This is a genomic window from Actinocorallia sp. API 0066 (assembly GCF_020991275.1).
Lineage (GTDB): Bacteria > Actinomycetota > Actinomycetes > Streptosporangiales > Streptosporangiaceae > Actinocorallia.
The window spans coordinates 318,902-337,798 of record NZ_JAJLQY010000004.1; the positions used below are offsets into that span (position 1 = coordinate 318,902).

An 18,897-nucleotide genomic window follows, 5' to 3' on the forward strand; every position below is an offset into this window, starting at 1 on the left:
TCACCGCCCGCACCGGGCCGCGCAACACACCGGCCGTTAACTGCCATGCAACTCGGCACACTTACAGGAGACGGTGTGGACACTGGCAGTACAGCGTGGATCCTGACGAGCGCGGCAGCGGTGCTCCTCATGGTGCCCGGACTCGCGCTCTTCTATGGCGGCATGGCGGGCACCCGCAGCATCCTCAACATGATCATGATGACGTTCGGCGCCGTCGCCGTCGTCGGCGTCCTGTGGACGGTCGTGGGTTACTCCATGGCCTTCGGGGACTCCTACGGCGGCATCGGACTGCTCGGGAACGTCACCGAGCACATCGGGCTCGGTGACCTCCTCGCGGAGGATCCGGACGCGACGGTGCCACCGGCGCTCTTCGCCGTCTTCCAGGCGCTCTTCGCGTCCATCACCGTCGCCCTCATCTCGGGCGCGCTCGCCGACCGCATCAAGTTCGGCGCCTGGCTGGCGTTCGCGGCGCTGTGGGCGCTGCTCGTCTACTTCCCGGTCGCCCACTGGGTGTTCGCCTTCGACTCCGACACCGTCACCGGCGGCTGGATCGCCAACGACCTCGGCGCCATCGACTTCGCGGGCGGCACCGCGGTGCACATGAACGCGGGCGTCGCGGCGCTGGCCGTGGTGCTGGTGCTGGGCCGCCGCTCCGGCTTCCCGTCGGTGCCCAAGCCCGGCAACCTGCCTCTCATGATGCTCGGCGCGGGCATCCTGTGGTTCGGCTGGATGGGCTTCAACGGCGGCTCCGCTCTCGCCGCGGGCAACACGGCGGCCGTCGTGCTGCTCAACACGTTCAACGCCACCTGCGCGGCGATGCTGGCCTGGATGCTCGTGGAGAAGCTCCGCGACGGCCACGCCACCACGCTCGGCGCGGCGAGCGGCGCCATCACCGGCCTCGTCGCCATCACGCCGTCCTGCGGCGCGGTGACGCCGGTCGGCGCGCTGGCGCTCGGCGCGGTCGCGGGCGTCGTGTGCCCGCTGGCGGTCAGCCTCAAGTACCGGCTCGGCTACGACGACGCCCTCGACGTCGTGGGCGTGCACATGGTCGGCGGGCTCGTCGGCACCGTCCTCATCGGCCTGCTGGCCAGCGCGGACGCGCCCAACGGCGCGGACGGCCTCCTCTACGGCGGCGGCTTCGGCCTCCTCGGCACGCAGACGGTCGCCGCGCTTGCGGTGCTCGCCTACTCGTTCACCGTGACGTTCGCGATCGCGTTCGTCCTGGACAAGGTGATCGGACTGCGTGTCGAGGGCCATGTGGAGGCGTCGGGTATCGACTTCGCCGTCCACAAGGAACTGGCTTATGACCATCTGGTGATGCCGGAGGCCCCCGAGGTCACGGAAGACTCCGCCAAGGAGAAGGTCGACGCCTGACGTCGGTCGCGCCCGGCTTTCCCCGCACAGCCGAACCCCCGTCCGGAGCGCCCCGGGCGGGGGTTCGGCGCGTTCGCGCGCCCGCGCGCGTTTAACGGCACTGTTACGCCGGAGCCCTTGCCAGGCAAAGTCCCGGTGGTTCACTGCAAGGCAACTAAGGTTCATGACAGTGAACACCCGAGAGGTGAACGATGAGCATGCTGGCCACCCCCCGCGCGGCCACGCTCACGGACCTGGTCGAGGCCGAGGGCATCCGCTTCGTGCTCGCCACGTTCGTCGACATGGCGGGCAAACCGTGCGCCAAACTCGTCCCCGCGTCGGCCGTCGGCATGCTGGAGCGCGACGGCGTCGGCTTCGCCGGCTACGCGGCCGGCTCCATCGGGCAGCAACCCTCCGACCCCGACCTCATCACGCTCCCGGACGCCGCCTCCTTCACCCCGCTGCACGAGATCAAGCCCGGACTCGCGATGGTCCAGTGCGATCCGCACGTCGAAGGCGAGCCCTGGAAGTACGCGCCGCGCGTCATCCTCAAGTCCGTGCTGGCCCGCCTCGCCGCGCGCGGCATCACCGCGAAGGTCGGGGCCGAGGCCGAGTACTTCCTCGTCCGCCGTGACGCCTCCGGGGCCCTGGCCGTCGCCGACGAGAAGGACACCTCCGCGCAGCCCTGCTACGACGCGCGCGACCTCACCCGCATGTACGACCACCTCACCGAGGTGTCCACCCTCCTCAACGCGCTCGGCTGGGCCAACTACGCCAACGACCACGAGGACGGCAACGGGCAGTTCGAGCAGAACTTCGAGTACGCCGAGGCGCTCACCACCGCCGACAGGCTCGTCACCTTCCGGTACCTCGTGCAGACCCTCGCCGAGCGGCGCGGGATGACCGCCACCTTCATGCCCAAGCCCTTCACCGACCGCACGGGGTCGGGCCTGCACATGCACATGTCGCTGTGGGAGGGGGACACTCCGCTGTTCCCGTCCTCCGGCGACCCGCGCGGTCTCGGCCTCTCCACGACGGCCTACCGGTTCGTCTCGGGGCTGCTCACCCACGCGGCGGCCCTCTCGGCCGTCGTGACGCCGACCGTCAACTCGTTCAAGCGGACCACCGCCGCCACCACGGCGTCCGGGGCCACCTGGGCGCCGCGCAAGGCGACCTACGGAGGCAACGACCGCACCCACCTCGTGCGCGTCCCCGACGGCGACAGGGTCGAGGTGCGCCTGTGCGACGGCTCGGCCAACCCGTACCTGGCGATGGCAGCCCTGCTCACCGCGGGCCTCGCCGGGATCGACGCCGAAGCCGACCCCGGCGACCCGGGCACGGGCGGCACCGACCTCCCGCCGACCCTCCTGCACGCCGTGGAGGCCCTCGAAGCCGACCCCGTCGTCAGCGGCGCCCTGGACTCGGCGGGCCCCGGCGTCGCCGCCTACTACGGGGGCGTCAAGCGCGCGGAGTTCCTCGCCTGGCACAGCCAGGTGAGCACCTGGGAGACCGACACCTACCTCACCGCCTTCTGACGCCCGCCTTCCGACCCCAGCCTTCGAGGAGGAACCATGTGCGGCATCGTCGGCCTGCACCTGAAGGACCCCGCCCTTGAGCCGCAGCTCGGCGCGCTGCTGAGCGGGATGCTCGCCCAGGTCCGCGAACGCGGCCCCGACTCGGCGGGCGTCGGCGTCTACGGCCCCGGCGGCCTCGCCGTGCGCAAGGGCGTCGGCGACCCCGTCGCGCTCGCCGAGGAGTTCGGCCTCGCCGGGATGCGCGGCCACCAGGCCGTCGGGCACACCCGTATGGCCACCGAGTCCGCCATCACCGTCGAAGGCAGCCACCCGTTCTCGCCGCGGCCCGGCCTCTGCCTCGTGCACAACGGCTCGTTCGCCAACCACGCGACCGTCAGGCGCGCCCTGGAAGCCGAAGGCGTCGTCTTCGACACCGACAACGACTCCGAGGTCGCCGCCCGGTTCGTCGCGCACCGGCTCGACCGCGGCGACGACCTCGACAAGGCGCTCCGGCTCGTCTGCGACGTCTTCGACGGGTTCTACACGCTGCTCGTCACCACCGACGACGAGTTCGCCGTCGTCCGCGACGCGGTGGCCTGCAAGCCCGCCATTCTCGCCGAGACGCCCGCGTGGGTCGCGATGGTCTCCGAGTACCGGGCCCTGGTCGGGCTGCCCGGATTCGCCGCCGCACGGGTCTTCGAGCCCGGCCCCGAGGAGGTGTGCCTGTGGAAGCGCTGACCGGAGAGGTCCGGGCGATCAACCGCGCGCTGCGCGCCCTGCCCGACGGCGCCTCGGCGCTCGTCGCCGACCCGCGCGGCAGGCACAACCTCGCCGTCGGCCTGGACGCCGACGTGCGGATCACCCTGGACGGGCCCGCCGGGTACTACACGGGCGGGCTCGGCAAGCGGGCCGACCTCACCGTCAACGGGCCCGTCGGATGGGGCGTCGGGGAGAACCTGATGTCCGGGCGCATCCACGTGAAGGGCGACGCCAGCCAATCGGCAGCGGCTACCGCGCACGGAGGGCTCGTCATCGTGGACGGGGACGCCTCACTGCGCGCAGGCATCTCCCTGAAGGGCGGCACGCTCGCCGTCGGCGGGGACGTCGGCGCCTACTGCGGGTTCATGGCCCAGGCCGGGACCGTCCTCATCGGCGGCGACGCGGGAGACGGCCTGGGCGACTCGCTCTACGAGGCCGTCATCTACGTCTCAGGCAGGATCGCGGGCCTCGGCACCGACGCGCGGGTCGAGGACCTCACCGAGGACGACGTGCGCAAGGTACGGGACCTCGCCAAGACCTGCGGCTTCGACCACGTCGACCCCGAGAACGTCACACGCGTGGCCTCCGCCCGGACGCTCTACCACTTCTCCACCCAGCACCACGCCGCCTACTGACGCGTCCGCAGGAGCCACGATGAACCACACCTTCCCGCCCTCGGTCATCGCCGAGATCCAGGAGCGCGCCGCCCTCGGCAGATACGCGATCCGCGGCCTCGGCGCGCGCCGGGCCGTGCCGTCCTTCGACGACCTGCTACTGCTCACCGCCAGCGCGTCCCGCTACCCGTTGGAGGGCTACCGGGAACGGTGCTCCACCACGACGGTGCTGGGCGCGCGCAACGCCTCCCAGCCCGTCGTGCTGGACATCCCCATCACCATCGCGGGCATGTCCTTCGGGGCGTTGTCGGCCGCCGCCAAGGACGCGCTCGGCCGGGCCGCCTCCGAGGTCGGCACCTCCACCACGACCGGGGACGGCGGCATGACCCCGGAAGAGAGGTCGTCGTCCAAGACACTCGTCTACCAGTGCCTGCCTTCACGGTACGGATTCAACCCCGACGACCTGCGCAAGGCCGACGCCGTGGAGATCGTCCTCGGACAGGGCGCCAAGCCGGGCGGCGGAGGGATGCTGCTCGGGCAGAAGGTCGGGCCGCGCGTCGCCGCCATGCGGACCCTCCCTGAGGGCATCGACCAGCGGTCCGCCAGCCGTCACCCGGACTGGACGGGCCCCGACGACCTCACCATCAAGATCCTCGAACTGCGCGAGGCGACCGATTGGCGCATCCCCGTGTACGTCAAGGTGGGGGCGACCCGCGTGGAGCACGACGTCAAACTCGCGATAGCGGCGGGCGCGGACGTCGTCGTGGTGGACGGCATGCAGGGCGGCACCGCGGCCACCCAGAGCGCGTTCATCGAGCACACCGGCATCCCCACCCTCGCCGCCGTCCGGCTCGCCTCCGACGCGATCGCCGAGGTCGGCGCGGACGTGCAGCTCATCGTCTCCGGAGGGGTCCGCAGCGGGGCCGACGTCGCCAAGGCGCTCGCGTTGGGCGCGGACGCCGTCTCCATCGGGGTCGGCGCCCTCGTCGCGCTCGGCTGCAACGACTCCGCCTACACCGCCGAGTCCGGGGAGCGGGTGGACGTCACCGGGGACTACCGGAAGCTGAAGGTGCTGCCAGGAGACTGCGCCCACTGCCACACCGGCGCGTGCCCCGTCGGGATCGCCACCCAGGACCCCGTCCTGGAACGGCGCCTCGACCCCGACACCGGCGCCGAGCGGGTCGCCAACTACCTGCGGTCGCTCGCCATGGAGACGACGATGCTCGCGCGGGCCTGCGGCAAGTCCGACGTGCACCGGCTCGAACCCGAGGACCTCGTGGCGCTCACCGTCGAGGCGGCGGCCATGGCGAGGGTGCCGCTCGCCGGAACGTCCTGGATCCCGGGGGTGACCGGGTGAGCCGGGACGTCGTGATCGTGGGCGGCGGACTCGAAGGCGTGTCCGCCGCCCGCTCCCTCGCCGCCCGAGGCGTCACGGTGACGGTCCTGGAACGCGCCACGGTCGGCTCCGGCGGCACGGGCAAGTCCAGCGGGATCGTCCGCTGCCACTACGGGGTGCCCTCGCTCGCCGCCATGGCGTGGAAGAGCCTCACCGTGTTCGAGAACGCCCCCGAGGAACTCGGCGACGTCGGGTTCCGGCGGACCGGCTACGTCGTCGGGGTCGGCGAGCGCAACGCGGCCGCCCTGCGCGCGAACCTCGCCATGCACCGTGGCCTCGGCATCGAGGCCCACGAGATCGGCCACGACGACGTCAAGGAGCTGTGGCCCACCGCCCGCACCGACGACTTCGCCGCGTTCGGGTACGAGCCGCGCGGCGGCTACGGCGACGCGTACTCCACCGCGCAGGCGTTCACGGCGGCCGCGCGGCGGGACGGCGCCGTCATCCGGCAGGGCACGCCGGTCGTCGCGATCGAGGCGCCCGCCGGACGGGTGACGGGCGTGCGGGTCGCGGACGGCTCGTTCGTCCCGGCCGGGACCGTCGTGCTGGCGGCCGGGCCGTGGTCTCCGGCGCTGGCCGCGCCGCTCGGCGTCGAACTGCCGATCCGGGCGATGCGCGAACAGATCATGCTCATCGACCCGGGTGAGGATCTGGGGGACGTTCCGGTTCTTTCGGATCTGGTGGCGCTGCAATATGTACGGGCGGAGACGGGCGGGAAACTACTGTTCGGGAACAGTGACCTTTCCGCTCCGGAATGGGCGGATCCCGACTCCTATCGGAACCGGGCGGAGGAGTCGTTCATGGAGCGGACCGCCGCGCGGCTCGAACACCGTTTTCCCGGACTCATCCACGCGGGATTCACCGGGGGGTATGCCGGGTGTTATGACGTGACGCCCGATTTCAACCCGATCATCGGGACGACCGGCGTCGAGGGGCTCGTCGTCGCCGCCGGGTTCTCCGGGCACGGGTTCAAGATCGCCCCGGCGGTCGGGGAACTCGTCGCGGATCTTGTCGTCGCGGGGGACAGTCTCGACCCGTTTGTCCCGGCTTCCGACTTTAGATTGTCGCGCTTTGTTGAGGAATGTCCGTTGACTAGTTTGCACCCGTATGAGGGGGCGGGGGAAATGCGCTGACTGAGTTTTCCACAGGCGGGATCGCCGATTGTCAGAGATCGGTGGCATGATCGGTGCGAGTCGTCCGACCGGGCGGCCGCGGCGCGGAATTCGTTTCGCACGCGGCGCCGGACGGCGGCGCACCACCCCCTTGTGGAAGGAGTCAGGTCATGGCACAGCGCGTACGCGGAGTCATCGCCCCCGGCCGGGACGAGCCCGTGCGGATCGAGACGATCGTCGTCCCCGATCCAGGGCCCGGCGAGGCGGTCGTGCGGGTGCGGGCGTGCGGGGTCTGCCACACCGACCTGCACTACAAACAGGGCGGCATCGGTGAGGACTTCCCGTACCTGCTCGGGCACGAGGCAGCCGGGATCGTCGAGTCCGTCGGCGCGGGCGTCACCGAGGTCGCGCCCGGCGACTTCGTCGTCCTCAACTGGCGTGCCGTGTGCGGGGAGTGCCGGGCCTGCCTGCGCGGCCGCCCCTGGTACTGCTTCGACACCCACAACGCGCGGCGGAAGATGACCCTGGAGGACGGCACCGAGCTGACGCCCGCGCTGGGCATCGGCGCCTTCGCCGACAAGACGCTCGTGGCGGCCGGGCAGTGCACCAAGGTCGATCCAGGGGTGCGGCCAGAGGTCGCGGGGCTGCTCGGATGCGGCGTGATGGCCGGGATCGGGGCCGCCGTCAACACCGGCGGCGTCACCCGCGGCGACTCCGTGGCGGTCATCGGGTGCGGCGGCGTCGGCGACGCGGCGATCGTCGGCGCGCGGCTGGCCGGGGCCCGGCGGATCATCGCGGTGGACATCGACCCGCGCAAGCTCGACAAGGCACTGGAACTCGGCGCCACCCACGCGGTGGACTCCCGGGAGACGGATCCCGTCACCGCGATCCGCGACCTCACCGAGGGGTACGGCGCCGACGTCGTCATCGAGGCGGTGGGGCGGCCGGACACCTACGAGCAGGCGTTCTACGCGCGCGACCTCGCCGGAACCGTCGTGCTCGTCGGGGTGCCGACCCCCGAGACGCGGATCGAACTGCCGCTGCTCGACGTGTTCGGGCGGGGCGGCGCGCTCAAGTCGTCGTGGTACGGCGACTGCCTGCCCTCCCGTGACTTCCCCATGCTCATCGACCTGCACCTGCAGGGCCGTCTCCCGCTGGAGGAGTTCGTGACCGAGACCATCGCCCTCGAAGACGTCGAGGCGGCCTTCACCAAGATGCACAACGGCGAGGTGCTCCGCTCGGTGGTGGTCCTGTGAGCGCGCCCGTCACCCGCCTCGTCACCTCCGGCACCTTCTCCCTGGACGGCGGCACCTGGGAGGTGGAGAACAACGTGTGGATCGTCGGCGACGACACCGAGGCGGTCGTCATCGACGCCGCCCACGACGCCACCGCCATCGAGCGGGCGCTCGCGGGCCGCCGTCTGAAGGCGATCGTCTGCACCCACGCGCACGACGACCACGTCAACGCCGCGCCCGCCCTCGCCGACGCCACCGGCGCCCCGATCCTGTCGCACCCCGCCGACCGCCCCCTGTGGGATCTCACCCACCCCGGCCGCGCCCCCGACGGCCCGCTCGCCGACGGCCAGTCCCTCTCGGCGGGCGGCGTCACCCTCACCGTGCTGCACACTCCGGGCCACGCGCCCGGCGCCGTCTCCCTCTACTCCCCCGACCTGGAGGCCGTCTTCACCGGCGACACCCTCTTCCAGGGCGGCCCCGGCGCCACCGGCCGCTCCTACTCCGACTTCCCCACCATCATCACCAGCATCCGCACCCGCCTCCTCCCCCTCCCACCCAAGACCACGGTCCACCCCGGCCACGGCCCCGACACCACCATCTCCACCGAATCCCCCCACCTCCAGGATTGGATTAACCGTGGCCACTAACCCGAGTTTCGGAGGTCCCCCCAATGATCATCTGGCTGAACGGCCCCTTCGGCGTAGGCAAGACCACCACCGCGCTCGAACTCACCGCCCTCCTCCCGGGCTCCGCCCTGTTCGACCCGGAACAGGTCGGCTCCATGCTCCGCCACGTCATGACCCCCGCCGAGCCCGTCACCGACTTCCAACACTGGCGCCCCTGGCGCACCCTGGTAGCCCAGACCGCCATCACCCTCCACACCCACCTGGGCGGCCCCCTCATCGTCCCCCAGACCGTCCTGGTCGAGCACTACTGGAAAGAACTCCACACCGCCCTCACCGCCGCCGACATCCCCGTCCACCACTTCCTCCTCCACGCCGACCAACCCACCCTCACCCACCGCATCACCACCGACCAGACCCCCGGCTCCCACAAAGCCCGCCCCTGGCGCCTAGCCCACCTCCCCCACTACCAACAAGCCCTCCCCTGGCTCCGCACTTCCGCCACCCTCCTCCCCACCACCCCCCACTCCCCCACCCACCTGGCCCACCTCATCCTCACCACCACCCACCCCTAACCCCACCCAGAGACGCGAGCAAAGCCGGACGACCCCAGCGCAGCCCAGCGGCGCTGCCGGGATGTCCAGCGTCGGCGCTGCCGGGCACCAGCGACTACAGCCCGCGTTCGACGAGCCCAGAGGACAACCGCTCCGCAACCCCGACTCCGCCGAGAACGACCACCCCCACACCGCGTTCGACGAGCCCAGAGGACGACCGCTCCGCTGCCCCAACCTCGTCGGGAACGACCACCCCTGGACAGTGTTCGATGGGCCCGGAGGACGGCCGCTTCGCGACCCCGACTTCGTCGGGAGCGGCCGCCCCCCGGACAGTGTTCGATGGGCCCGGAGGACGGCCGCTTCGCGACCCCGACTTCGTCGGGAGCGGCCACCCCCCGGGCCGGGTTGGCGGCTCCGGGAGGTCGGCGCGGGCGGTGTCGGCGCGGGCGGTCTCGGCGCAGACGGGTGGTTCCGTGGCGGTGGGTGGCGGTTGGGGAGGCTTGGAGGTGTTGGTGGGGCAGGCGGTTGAGGGGCTTAGGGGGTGGGGGTGGGTGGGGTGAGGGTGTCGAGGATGAGGGTGGTGAGGTGGGGGCGGCGGGTGGCGATGGGGGTGGGTTGGTCGGCGATCCAGGCGAGGGCGCCGATGAGGGTGAAGAGGTCGGTGCCGTCGAGGTCGGGGCGGGCGGCGTTGTGCGCCTGGGCGCGGGTGAGGAGGGCGGAGCCGGCTTCGCGCAGGGCGGAGCAGGAGGCGTAGAGGGGGGAGGTCTCGTCGGCGAGGACGGCGACGAGGGAGGCGGACAGGCCGCGGTGCAGGGCGACGCCGTCGGCGAGTTCGGTGAGCCAGGCGCGCAGGGCGGCGCCCGGGTCGGGGGCGTCCAGGAGGACGCGGGCGCGGGCCGTCAGACGGTCGAAGCCCGCACCGAGGAGGGCCTCCAGCAGCGCGTCGCGGTTCGGGAAGTGGCGGTACAGGGTGCCGAGGCCGACCCCGGCACGGCGGGCCACGTCACGCAGCGACGCCTGCGCGCCCTGCTCGGCGACGACCTCGCGCGCGGCGGACAGGAGCCGCTCGCGGTTGCGGCGGGCGTCGGCGCGCGGCTCGCGCGGCTGCGGATCACCGGACATGCGTGTTCCTCGCTGGGCATTGACAAACGGAGCACCGCTCCGCTTAGTATGCGGAGCAGTGTTCCGATTCTAGCGGCACAGGAGGAAACGATGGCGGAGAAGACGATGAAGGCGATCCGGGTGCACACCCGGGGCGGGCCGGAACAGCTCGTCCTGGAGGAGGTGCCCCGGCCCGTGCCGGGTCCGGGCGAGGTGCTCGTGCGGGTGCGCGCGGCGGGCGTCAACCCGCCCGACTGGTACCTGCGCGGCGGCATGCCGCTCATCCCCGCGGAGCTGCGGCCCGCCGTCCCGCTGCCGTTCACACCGGGAACCGACGTCTCGGGCGTCGTCGTCGCGCTCGGCCCCGGCGCCACGGGCCTCACCGAGGGCGACGAGGTGTTCGGCCTCCTGCGCTTCCCCGGAACGCCCGGCGGCGCCGCCGCGTACGCCGAGTACGTGACGGCCCCCGTCGGCGACCTCGCCCGCAAGCCGGAGCGCCTCAGCCACGTCGCGGCGGCCGCCGTCCCGATGGCGGGCCTCACCGCACACCAGTACCTGTTCGAGATAGCGGGCCTGGAGAAGGGTTGGACGGTCCTGGTGAACGGGGCGGCGGGCGGCGTCGGGCACTTCGTCGTGCAACTCGCGCTCGCGCACGGCGCGCGGGTGATCGCCGTGGCGTCAGGACGGCACACCGCCTTCCTGCGCGGCCTGGGCGTCACCGAGGTCCACGACTACACGACGGGCGACCCCCTGGCGTCCGTGCGCGGCGTCGACCTCGTCGTGGACACCGTCGGCGGCCCCGACGGCCACCGCTTCCGCCCCGTCGTCCGCGACGGCGGCGTCATCACGCCCGTCTTCTACGGCGCCTACGAGGCCGACGACGGCCGCGACATCGCGCTGCGCGGCGGCCAGGTCCGCTCCGACGGCCGCCGCCTCGCCGCCCTGGCCCAGCTCCTCGACGACGCCCGGCTCCGTCCCGCCGTCGAGCAGGTCTTCCCGCTCGCCCGCGCCGCCGCCGCCCACACCCGAGGAGAAGCCGGCCACCTCCAAGGCAAACTCGTCCTGGAAGTCCCCTGAGGCGCCTTCAACGGTCGGTCTGGGTGGGCGGGGTCAGAAGATGTCGGGGCACCAGGGGCGACGGGGGGTGGGGAAGAGGAGGTCGGCGCGGGTGAGGGCGTCCGGGGTGTGGGGGGTGAGGCGGGCGGTGGCGGAGAGGCGGTGGGCGGAGTCGTCGCCGATCCAGAGGGTGGCCAGGGCGCCGACGTCGAGGGTGAGGTCGGCGGTGCGGGTGGTGGGGGTGCAGGAGGCGCCGTCGGGGGTGGCCTGGAGGAGGAAGCGGCCGGGGGTGAGGCCCTGCGGGTCGTGCACGTCGAGCACGAGGTCGGCCTCGGCCGGGTAGGCACGGGACTCCAGGAGGCGCGGGACGTCGAGGGGACGGAGCCAGAGGGAGTCGTAGTAAGTCCGGACAACGGCGGCGCGGGGATCGCCGAGCCAGTGCGGAAGTGTGTCGTCGGGGGCGCGGCCGCCCGTCTCGACGGCGACCGCCCAGTCGATCGAGCACAGGTGCCGCCACAGGGCGCGCTCGGCGGCGGGCGTCGTCGCGATGAGGTCCTGCACGGTGAGCGTCGCGGCGGGGCGCGAACCCTCCCATTTCCCATTGGACCGGTAGGTGGCGAGCCCCTCGACCGTGCCGTCGTCGGCCGTGTAGAGCAGGTGGACGGGCGTCGTCCACCGCTCGTCGGACGGCCGGTACAGGCCCGCGAGCCGCCGCCACCACGGCAGCGGCCGGGTCACCACGCCGTGCCGCAGCGCGCGCATCCGGTCGTGCAGGGCGGGCCCCTCGGCCATCACCCGTTCGGGATCGACGTGCGCGAGCGTGCCCTCCTCGGGCACCGACCAGCGCGACGTCGCCCCGGCCCGTGGCAGGTCGACGCGGTAGTCGGCGAGCCAGGCGGCGGGCCCGAACCCGAACCGCCCGTAGATCGGGTACTCGGCGGCTATGAGCGACGCGAGGATCTCGCCCCGCTCCCGTGCCACCCGCAGATCCTCCGTGATCATCCGGGTGAGCAGGCCGCGCCGCCGGTGGGTGGGCGTCACCGTCACCCGCGACACCGCGTTGGACGGCACGAACGCGCCGCCGGGCGCCGTCACCTCGTGCGGGAAGCTGTGATACGTCGCGACGCACCGGCCCCCGTCGAAGGCCCCCAGCAGCTCTCCGGGCCGCGTCAGCAGCGCCGCGAGGTGCTCGATGTCGGCCTCGGTCGCCGACGGCTCGTGATGGAACCCCACGGCCTCCGCCCGCCGGAACTCCCCGAGCTCCGCTACCCCCACCTCACGAATCTCCACAGCCATCACGCGCCCCCCTCTCCCCACCGACGTTACCGACCCCGTCCACCGGTTTTCCGCCCCACCCGGTCGGCCGGGACGTCGGGGCGGCCGTGCCTGCTCTCGTTGGGGCTGGAGGGCGCGGGGTCAGTGGTCCAGGCGGAGGTGGGCTCGGTAGGCGGTGGGGTGAGGGTGGCACGGGGCGTGGGAGCATGCGGGGATGGAGCTGCTTGAGGCGTTGCGCGGGACCGCCGCGATCCGTGAGTTCACCCGTGCGCCGGTCTCGGACGAGGCGCTGTACCGGGTGCTGGACTCCGCGCGGTTCGCGCCGAGCGGGGGCAACCAGCAGGGCTGGCGGGTCGTCGTCGTCAAGGATCCGGGGCTGCGGCGGGAGCTGCGCGACCTGTACGCGGGCGCGTGGCGGGACTACGTGGCGATCGGGCAGGCCGGGCTGCGGGCCTGGTCGCCGACGGCGGACCGGGCGGCCGAGGCGGCCGCGATCGCCGCGGGGCCGTCGGGCGACCCGGCCGGGGAGTTCGTGAGGCACCTCGACGAGGTGCCCGCGATGCTCGTCGTGCTGGGCGACCTCGACGTGCTCGCCGCCGTGGACCGCGACCACGACCGCTACACCTTCGCGGGCGGCGGATCCCTGTATCCGTTCGTCTGGAGCCTGCTGCTCGCGGCGCGCGAGGAGGGGCTCGGAGGGGTCATGACGACGATGCACGTCCGGGAGGAGGAGGCCGTGCGGAGCCTTCTGGGGGTTCCGGAGAACTTCGCCATCGTCTCGACCGTGCTTCTCGGCTACCCGGCGCGAAGGCCGACCCGGTTGAAGCGCACGAAGGTCGAGGACTTCGCTTGGATCGACTCCTTCGGCGGGCCGCCTCTCACCCCCGAAGTTACCGGACCGTAGGATGCCGGGCGTGACTTACCGGTATTGGGTGGACGTTCCCACGCGGTGGAACGACAACGACTGCTACGGCCACATGAACAACGTCATCCACTACGAGATGATGGACACGGTCGTCAACACGTGGCTGATCCGCGAGGCGGGCTTCGATCCGCGCAAGGACGACGTCATAGGCATGTGCGTGGCCTCGCGCTGCGAGTACAAGGCCGAGGCCGCGTTCCCGGAGACGCTCAGGGTCGGGATGCGGATCGGGAAGCTCGGCACGTCGAGCGTGCGCTACGAGGTCGGGCTGTTCCGCGCGGACGGCGAGACCCTCATCGCGAGCGGCGATTTCACGCACGTGTTCACCGACCGCGTCACCCGGCGTCCGGTGCCGATCGCGGGCCGGATGCGTGAGGCGATGGAGCGGCTCGCCGTGTCCTGACCGCCGGGCTGGGAGGAAACCGCCATGACCGACATATGCGACAACGCCTCGACCGGGGTGATCGTCGCGGACGCCGCGGGCCGTCTGGTGCTGCTCACCCGCGCCCAGCCGCCCGCGGGGATCGCGCCCGCCGCCGGGCACGTCTTCGACGACCACGCGGTGCTGCGCCCCGACGGGACCGTCGACGAGGACACGTCCTTCCGCGCCGCGGCGGTGGCCGAGGTCGAGGAGGAGCTCGGGCTGACGGTCGCGGTGGCCGATCTGGAGGAGGTCACGCGCGGCTGGCGGATCTCGCCCTGCCGCCGTCCCCTCCTGCCGGGACGGGAGCCGGGCCATGCGTGGCGCGTCTACCGGGCGCCCGCGACGGGCCTGCTCACGCCCTCTCCTACCGAGACGCGCGGGGCCCGCTGGTACACACCCGCTGAGGTCCAGTCCCTTGCGGACCGGACGGCCGCCTTCGCCTGTGGTGATGTCAGCGAGGCTGCCTTCGACGCCTCCCCGGGCCTTCAACCCGTGTGGGTGCGTTGGCTCGTCGACGCCGCGCTGGTCACCGTCTCGGCCGCCGCGCTCACCGCGATCGACGCGCTGCTGCACCACCAGGCGCACACCTGCCGCTGACCCGTGGCTCTTTGACGGCCCGCGCACCTCCCGTCCGGCGCCTGACGAAGGCTCAGGGGAACCCCAAAGCAAGGCGTCAAGGGGAAGTGCCCACCCGGAGACGGCGTAGGTGCTCGGCGTGGAAGAGCAGTGCCAGCGTCACCAGCAGCGCGGGCAGGAACGCCACGAGGCGGCTTCCGGCCATGATGAGGATCCCTGCGGCGGCCGCCCCCGACAGGAGCCCGATGAGCTGGAGGGGGATCGCCATCCTGTCGTTGAAGGTGCCGCGCGCGAGGTCGCGTAGGGCGACGGTGAGCCCGCCCGTCAGGTAGGTCGTGGGAGCGGGGACCCGCAGGGCGGTGATGCTCTGCCCGCCGAGCGCGAACGCCCCCGTCGCGAGGAGAAGCGCGCCCGTGACGGCGCCCGGCCTGCCCTCGGCCGCGATCCAGCCGAAGCCGAGCACCAGAAGCAGGCCGAGCTGGGCGAGCAGCGGCGCCACCAGCACCCGCGACTCGCCGCGCCACGCCCACGCCCACGTCAGCGCGCCCACGCTGAACGCGAGCACCGCGATGGCCGCCGACGCCGCAGGCCCCCACTTGCCCATGCAGATCCCATAGACGATGTTCACGAGGTTCCCGGTCACGATCCCGGCGAAGGCTCCGCCCAGCGACGTCAACGACAGCAGGTCCACCGCTCCCGCGCACGCCGCCAACGTCACCGCCGCCGCCCGCTGCGGCCCAGACACCTCCCCCACTCCCTGAACCCTCCCCCGCCACGCCCACCCCAGAACTCCAAGAAGCCCGTGCGCGAGGAACTCGACCACGAGGCGACCCAGGACGCGCCGGATGGGAACCGCCTCCGCGCGCTCGGGGTGCCTGCCGCGTACGGGGCGGGTGTTCTACCGGACCTGTCAGGGCCGTCGTCAGGCGGGCGGGTGGAGCATGCGCAGGGACAGGTGCGTGTAGGACGCCGCGATGTCCGTGGGGGTGCGGCGGCGCTGGGTGGGGAACCAGCGGGCCACGTCGATGGCAAGCGAGAGGATCGCCACGGTGGCGGTCGGCGCCTCCTCGGGGTCGAAGACGCCCTGCGCGACCCCGTCAGCCACGGCGTCCGCGAGAAGCGAGTCGGTCTCGCGGCGGAGCTTCAGCAGCGCCCGCTGGTGGTCGTCGGTGAGCGACGGGTGTTCGTGCTGGATGACGCGGGCGAGGCTGTGGTGCTCGGCGTGGAAGAGCACCGACGTCTGCACGATCGCGGCGACGCGCGCCGACGGGTCCGGACCCGCCGCCTCGGCCGCGCGGCGCACCAGCTCCAGATGCACCTCATGCCCGGACTGGGCGATCTGATAGAGGATTTCCTCTTTTGTCGGGAAATGCATGTAGAGGGCGGCGGGGCTCATGCCCGCGCGCACCGCGATCTGCCGCGTCGACGCGCCGTGGTACCCGTGCTCGCCGAACGCCTCGATCGCCGCCCTCAGCAGCCGCTGGGCGGTCGCGGGCAGCTCCTCCCACGCCTCGGCCAGGGTGACCGCCGCCATCGCCCGTCCGTCCCGCTCAGGCGACCGTGAGGCCGCCGTCCACGGGGATGACCGCCCCGTTGACGTACGCGCCGGCCCGGCTCGACAGGAACACGGCGACGCCCGCCATGTCGTCGGGACGGCCGATGCGCTTCACCGGGACCGCCTGCGCGACGAGGTCGCCGAACGCGTCGAGCGTCGCCGCCATCATCTTGGACTCGAACGGCCCCGGCGCCACCGCGTTGACGGTGATGGCCTGCGGCCCGAGCTCCTTGGCCAAGACCCGGGTGAGCTGATGGATTCCCGCCTTGCTCGCGGTGTAGGAGTAGCGCTCGCCCGGCGTCATGATCCCGTCGATGGAGCCGATGTTGATGACCCGCGCGGGGTCGTCCGGCGTGGCCGCCTCCCGCAGGTTCGGCAGCAGGGCGCGGGTCAGGAAGAACGGCGACTTCAGGTTGAGGTCGAGCACCTTGTCCCACGCCGACGCCGGGAACTCCTCCAGCGGCGCGCCCCAGGTGGCGCCCGCGTTGTTCACGAGGATGTGCAGCGGCCCGTCGATAGCGGAGGCGAGCTCCTTGCACGCCTCCTCGGTGGAGACGTCTGCGGGCACCCCCTCGACGTCCCCGTACCGCGACAGCTCCTTGACGGCGGCCTCCACCGCGTCGGCCTTCCGAGAACTGATCACGACCTTCGCCGCCCCCGCCTGGAGCAGCCCCCGCGCGATCATCAGCCCGATCCCCCGAGTCCCCCCGGTGACCAGCGCCTTCTTCCCATCCAACCGAAACAGATCCATACCGTCTCCCGCCCTACCCGTGATCACCCCGAAGTCTAACCAGCCCCCTCCCCCCACCCCCCTCCCACCCCCACCCAAACTAACCCACGGGTTACTTCACCCCCGAAACGGGATTAGAAAGAGACGTCTGTAAGACGTCAGTAGCCCGGACACGGTTACTGATCGTTACTACCGCGAGGAATCGCACGATCTCCGTAGCTTCCTAGTGCTTGTCCGATGCACCGCTTCACCCTCCCGAAGCCCGGGACGGTCCACCGCAACGGTCTGATGCTCCCGAAGATCCGAGGCGATCCACCGCGACGGCTTGGTGCCTTCGAAGGCCCGAAGCGATTCACGTCGGGGTGTCCTCCCATGGTGGTCTCTGATGTGGGTGGCTGCTCCGAGGATCAGGATCGGGTGGAGCCGGTGGGCCAGAGGATGGTGACGGGCTTGTCTTCGGTGCGGGCGTGGGTGACGACGTCGGCGGTGCCTCCGTGGCCGCCTGAGGGGCCTCCGTCCCAGACGGCGAAGAGGTGGTCTGAGAGGGCAGTGAGGATTCTGCTTGCCGCCATGTAGGCGGGGCGGCCGGAGGTGGGGTGGTCGGTGTAGTGGACGGTTTCGGCCTTCGTGAGGAGGGTGTCGAAGGTCTTGAGGTTGTCGGGGGTTACCTTGCGGTCGCGGTAGTCGGGGGCCGGTAGGACGACCTCCAGGCGGCCTCCGACGTCTAGGACGACCTGGGCGAAGATCTGGTCTGCGCCGACGGCGAGGCATGAGATGCCGATGAGGTCGGGGCCTGTGTGAGGGGCGAGGGCTTCGCGGATGGCCTCGTAGACGAGATCGGCGGTGGCGTCGGTGAGGTTGGAGTGGCCGGTGATGCCGATCCGGGTCACGCTGTCTCCTTGAGGGTGGCGGCTCTGGTGCGGAAGCGTTCGGCGAGTTCGCCGCGTAGGTCTGCGATCTCGGTTGAATCCTTGTACCTGGCGGACTCGCGGTGGAAGTCATGGAGGCGGCGTTCCACGCGACCGGAGTTAATGGCGTCTTCGATCGTGACGGCCTGGCGGATGACGTGGACGGCTTCCTCTCGCTCGTTGAGCAGGAGGTGAGCCCGTCCGAGTCCGATGAGATCGAAGGCCCGATTGCGGAGGCGTCGGGGTGCTCGGAGTTCCAAGGCGCTGGTGATGTAGGTGGCCGAACGCTGAGCGAGATCGGTGTAGGGGCGACCTTCACGGGCCTGTGCGAGAGCGAGGTCTCGGTACCGGCCGCCGATGACCCCCGCGAGTTCGGAGGCGTCGAACGGGGTGATCCAGTAGGGCAGCCGGGTGGTTACGGGCTCGTGGAACGTCTCTTCCGCCTGGCCCACCGCACGGTGGAACGCCTGGACGCGGCCGGTCTTGGCGTAGGCCCATCCTTCTCGGGTGCGGAGCATGGACAGGACGCGTCCAGGGGCGTCGGTGCGCACTCCGTCCAGGGCGAGGCGGATGAGGTCCAGGGCGTCTTCGGGGCGGCCTAGGTCGAGCATCTGGCGGGCCATCGCGGCGAGGATGTTCGCTCCGAAGAGACGGCCGGATTCGCCGGAGGCGTGGGCGGCTCGGAGTGATAGCCGGTAGTACCGCTGGGCGAGGGGGTGGAGCCCGGCGTCATAGGACATGGACGCGGCAATCTTCGCGAGTTCGGCGAGAACTTCGAAGAGTCGGCGGGCGATGTCGGGGGCCTGGTGCTCGCGGAGGAGTTGGGCCACCTCGTTCATCTGGCCGACGACGGCTTTGCGGCGGATGCCCATGCGGAACCGCCGGTCCCAGTGGCGGAGTGCCTTGGTCGTCGTCTCGATACGTCGGATCTCCTCTTCGTCCACGCTGCCGGGGCGGCTGAGCGTGGGGAGAGGACGGCCTCTGAGAACCCAGTGTTCCAGCGGCTCGGTGAGGGCGACTCCGAGGAGGAGAGCGCCTATCTGCTGAGTGGCTTCGCGTCGGTCAAGCATGAGATCGGTGAGGGTGAAGCGGGCGATGTCCTCAACCGTACGTGCTGCCTGCCAGAGTTCGGGGCCGGAGGTCTCCGTGAGTTCCTGCCTGGTCATGGTGGCCTCGTGAGGCGTCTCACC

The 18,897-nt window shown here is 71.8% G+C and carries 20 protein-coding genes; 13 read left to right on the forward strand and 7 right to left on the reverse strand.

Annotated elements, in window-relative coordinates; all coding sequences use genetic code 11:
* The first annotated feature begins 75 nt into the window (after nt 1–75).
* The 9 genes from LO762_RS12410 (at nt 76) to LO762_RS12450 (ending at nt 9,181) form a co-directional block, all read left to right on the forward strand.
* On the forward strand, nt 76–1,374 hold the full coding sequence (locus tag LO762_RS12410) for an ammonium transporter (protein ID WP_230614757.1): 1,299 nt from the start codon (nt 76–78) through the stop codon (nt 1,372–1,374).
* 191 nt (nt 1,375–1,565) lie between these two features.
* Nucleotides 1,566–2,888, forward strand: a complete 1,323-nt coding sequence (gene glnT, locus LO762_RS12415; RefSeq protein ID WP_230614758.1) for a type III glutamate--ammonia ligase — start codon at nt 1,566–1,568, stop codon at nt 2,886–2,888.
* Nucleotides 2,889–2,924: 36 nt separating this feature from the next.
* A complete protein-coding gene (locus LO762_RS12420; RefSeq protein ID WP_230614759.1) occupies nt 2,925–3,605 on the forward strand; it encodes a hypothetical protein in 681 nt (226 codons plus the stop codon).
* Nucleotides 3,593–4,261: a hypothetical protein gene (locus LO762_RS12425; protein WP_230614760.1), complete on the forward strand. Its 669-nt coding sequence runs from the start codon at nt 3,593–3,595 to the stop codon at nt 4,259–4,261. The genes LO762_RS12420 and LO762_RS12425 overlap by 13 nt, the downstream gene beginning before the upstream one ends.
* A gap of 19 nt (nt 4,262–4,280) precedes the next feature.
* Complete coding sequence (locus LO762_RS12430; protein ID WP_230614761.1) at nt 4,281–5,597, forward strand: FMN-binding glutamate synthase family protein; 1,317 nt, start codon at nt 4,281–4,283, stop codon at nt 5,595–5,597.
* Nucleotides 5,594–6,769, forward strand: a complete 1,176-nt coding sequence (locus LO762_RS12435) for an FAD-binding oxidoreductase (RefSeq protein ID WP_230614762.1) — start codon at nt 5,594–5,596, stop codon at nt 6,767–6,769. Before LO762_RS12430 ends, LO762_RS12435 begins: the two co-directional genes overlap by 4 nt.
* A gap of 149 nt (nt 6,770–6,918) precedes the next feature.
* Nucleotides 6,919–8,004, forward strand: a complete 1,086-nt coding sequence (locus LO762_RS12440) for an S-(hydroxymethyl)mycothiol dehydrogenase (RefSeq protein WP_230614763.1) — start codon at nt 6,919–6,921, stop codon at nt 8,002–8,004.
* On the forward strand, nt 8,001–8,630 hold the full coding sequence (locus tag LO762_RS12445; RefSeq protein ID WP_230614764.1) for an MBL fold metallo-hydrolase: 630 nt from the start codon (nt 8,001–8,003) through the stop codon (nt 8,628–8,630). The genes LO762_RS12440 and LO762_RS12445 overlap by 4 nt, the downstream gene beginning before the upstream one ends.
* Before the next feature lie 23 nt (nt 8,631–8,653).
* Nucleotides 8,654–9,181: an AAA family ATPase gene (locus LO762_RS12450; RefSeq protein ID WP_230614765.1), complete on the forward strand. Its 528-nt coding sequence runs from the start codon at nt 8,654–8,656 to the stop codon at nt 9,179–9,181.
* 513 nt (nt 9,182–9,694) lie between these two features.
* Here LO762_RS12450 and LO762_RS12455 read toward each other — a convergent pair.
* The gene (locus LO762_RS12455; RefSeq protein WP_230614766.1) at nt 9,695–10,282 is read right to left on the reverse strand and encodes a TetR/AcrR family transcriptional regulator; all 588 of its coding nucleotides are present in this window, start codon (nt 10,280–10,282) and stop codon (nt 9,695–9,697) included.
* Between the two features lie 90 nt (nt 10,283–10,372).
* Between LO762_RS12455 and LO762_RS12460 the strand changes: the two genes are divergently transcribed.
* The gene (locus LO762_RS12460; RefSeq protein WP_230614767.1) at nt 10,373–11,338 is read left to right on the forward strand and encodes an NADP-dependent oxidoreductase; all 966 of its coding nucleotides are present in this window, start codon (nt 10,373–10,375) and stop codon (nt 11,336–11,338) included.
* A gap of 33 nt (nt 11,339–11,371) precedes the next feature.
* Here the strand turns inward: LO762_RS12460 and LO762_RS12465 are convergent, their stop codons facing one another.
* Complete coding sequence (locus tag LO762_RS12465; protein ID WP_230614768.1) at nt 11,372–12,613, reverse strand: GNAT family N-acetyltransferase; 1,242 nt, start codon at nt 12,611–12,613, stop codon at nt 11,372–11,374.
* A 193-nt stretch (nt 12,614–12,806) separates the two neighbouring features.
* On the opposite strand from LO762_RS12465, the gene LO762_RS12470 reads away from it, so the two are divergent.
* Genes LO762_RS12470 through LO762_RS12480 form a run of 3 tightly spaced genes read left to right on the forward strand, consistent with a single transcriptional unit; the run spans nt 12,807 to nt 14,535 of the window.
* Nucleotides 12,807–13,496, forward strand: a complete 690-nt coding sequence (locus LO762_RS12470; RefSeq protein WP_230614769.1) for a nitroreductase family protein — start codon at nt 12,807–12,809, stop codon at nt 13,494–13,496.
* Nucleotides 13,497–13,506: 10 nt separating this feature from the next.
* Nucleotides 13,507–13,917 (forward strand): acyl-CoA thioesterase, encoded by a 411-nt coding sequence (locus tag LO762_RS12475; protein ID WP_374201552.1) that lies wholly within the window; start codon nt 13,507–13,509, stop codon nt 13,915–13,917.
* 24 nt (nt 13,918–13,941) lie between these two features.
* On the forward strand, nt 13,942–14,535 hold the full coding sequence (locus LO762_RS12480; protein ID WP_230614771.1) for an NUDIX domain-containing protein: 594 nt from the start codon (nt 13,942–13,944) through the stop codon (nt 14,533–14,535).
* Nucleotides 14,536–14,611: 76 nt separating this feature from the next.
* On the opposite strand, the gene LO762_RS12485 is transcribed toward LO762_RS12480, so the two are convergent.
* The 5 genes from LO762_RS12485 to LO762_RS12505 form a co-directional block, all read right to left on the reverse strand.
* Nucleotides 14,612–15,259, reverse strand: coding sequence for a DUF1275 family protein (locus LO762_RS12485; RefSeq protein WP_230614772.1), 648 nt, complete (start codon nt 15,257–15,259; stop codon nt 14,612–14,614).
* Nucleotides 15,260–15,436: 177 nt separating this feature from the next.
* Nucleotides 15,437–16,048, reverse strand: coding sequence for a TetR/AcrR family transcriptional regulator (locus LO762_RS12490; protein WP_230614773.1), 612 nt, complete (start codon nt 16,046–16,048; stop codon nt 15,437–15,439).
* Between the two features lie 16 nt (nt 16,049–16,064).
* Nucleotides 16,065–16,820 (reverse strand): SDR family oxidoreductase, encoded by a 756-nt coding sequence (locus LO762_RS12495; protein ID WP_230614774.1) that lies wholly within the window; start codon nt 16,818–16,820, stop codon nt 16,065–16,067.
* Nucleotides 16,821–17,206: 386 nt separating this feature from the next.
* The gene (locus LO762_RS12500) at nt 17,207–17,689 is read right to left on the reverse strand and encodes a hypothetical protein (protein WP_230614775.1); all 483 of its coding nucleotides are present in this window, start codon (nt 17,687–17,689) and stop codon (nt 17,207–17,209) included.
* Complete coding sequence (locus tag LO762_RS12505) at nt 17,686–18,873, reverse strand: hypothetical protein (protein ID WP_230614776.1); 1,188 nt, start codon at nt 18,871–18,873, stop codon at nt 17,686–17,688. Before LO762_RS12505 ends, LO762_RS12500 begins: the two co-directional genes overlap by 4 nt.
* Nucleotides 18,874–18,897: the final 24 nt, after the last annotated feature.

What these genes read in the sequence shown, in the direction of transcription:
- LO762_RS12460 (WP_230614767.1), top strand. Translation starts at nt 10,373, where the DNA reads ATGGCGGAGAAGACGATGAAGGCGATCCGGGTGCACACCCGGGGCGGG.
- LO762_RS12480 (WP_230614771.1), top strand. Translation starts at nt 13,942, where the DNA reads ATGACCGACATATGCGACAACGCCTCGACCGGGGTGATCGTCGCGGAC.
- LO762_RS12465 (WP_230614768.1), bottom strand. Translation starts at nt 12,613, where the DNA reads ATGGCTGTGGAGATTCGTGAGGTGGGGGTAGCGGAGCTCGGGGAGTTC.
- LO762_RS12450 (WP_230614765.1), top strand. Translation starts at nt 8,654, where the DNA reads ATGATCATCTGGCTGAACGGCCCCTTCGGCGTAGGCAAGACCACCACC.
- LO762_RS12505 (WP_230614776.1), bottom strand. Translation starts at nt 18,873, where the DNA reads ATGACCAGGCAGGAACTCACGGAGACCTCCGGCCCCGAACTCTGGCAG.
- LO762_RS12495 (WP_230614774.1), bottom strand. Translation starts at nt 16,820, where the DNA reads ATGGATCTGTTTCGGTTGGATGGGAAGAAGGCGCTGGTCACCGGGGGG.
- LO762_RS12455 (WP_230614766.1), bottom strand. Translation starts at nt 10,282, where the DNA reads ATGTCCGGTGATCCGCAGCCGCGCGAGCCGCGCGCCGACGCCCGCCGC.
- glnT (WP_230614758.1), top strand. Translation starts at nt 1,566, where the DNA reads ATGAGCATGCTGGCCACCCCCCGCGCGGCCACGCTCACGGACCTGGTC.
- LO762_RS12420 (WP_230614759.1), top strand. Translation starts at nt 2,925, where the DNA reads ATGTGCGGCATCGTCGGCCTGCACCTGAAGGACCCCGCCCTTGAGCCG.
- LO762_RS12440 (WP_230614763.1), top strand. Translation starts at nt 6,919, where the DNA reads ATGGCACAGCGCGTACGCGGAGTCATCGCCCCCGGCCGGGACGAGCCC.
- LO762_RS12490 (WP_230614773.1), bottom strand. Translation starts at nt 16,048, where the DNA reads ATGGCGGCGGTCACCCTGGCCGAGGCGTGGGAGGAGCTGCCCGCGACC.
- LO762_RS12430 (WP_230614761.1), top strand. Translation starts at nt 4,281, where the DNA reads ATGAACCACACCTTCCCGCCCTCGGTCATCGCCGAGATCCAGGAGCGC.
- LO762_RS12470 (WP_230614769.1), top strand. Translation starts at nt 12,807, where the DNA reads ATGGAGCTGCTTGAGGCGTTGCGCGGGACCGCCGCGATCCGTGAGTTC.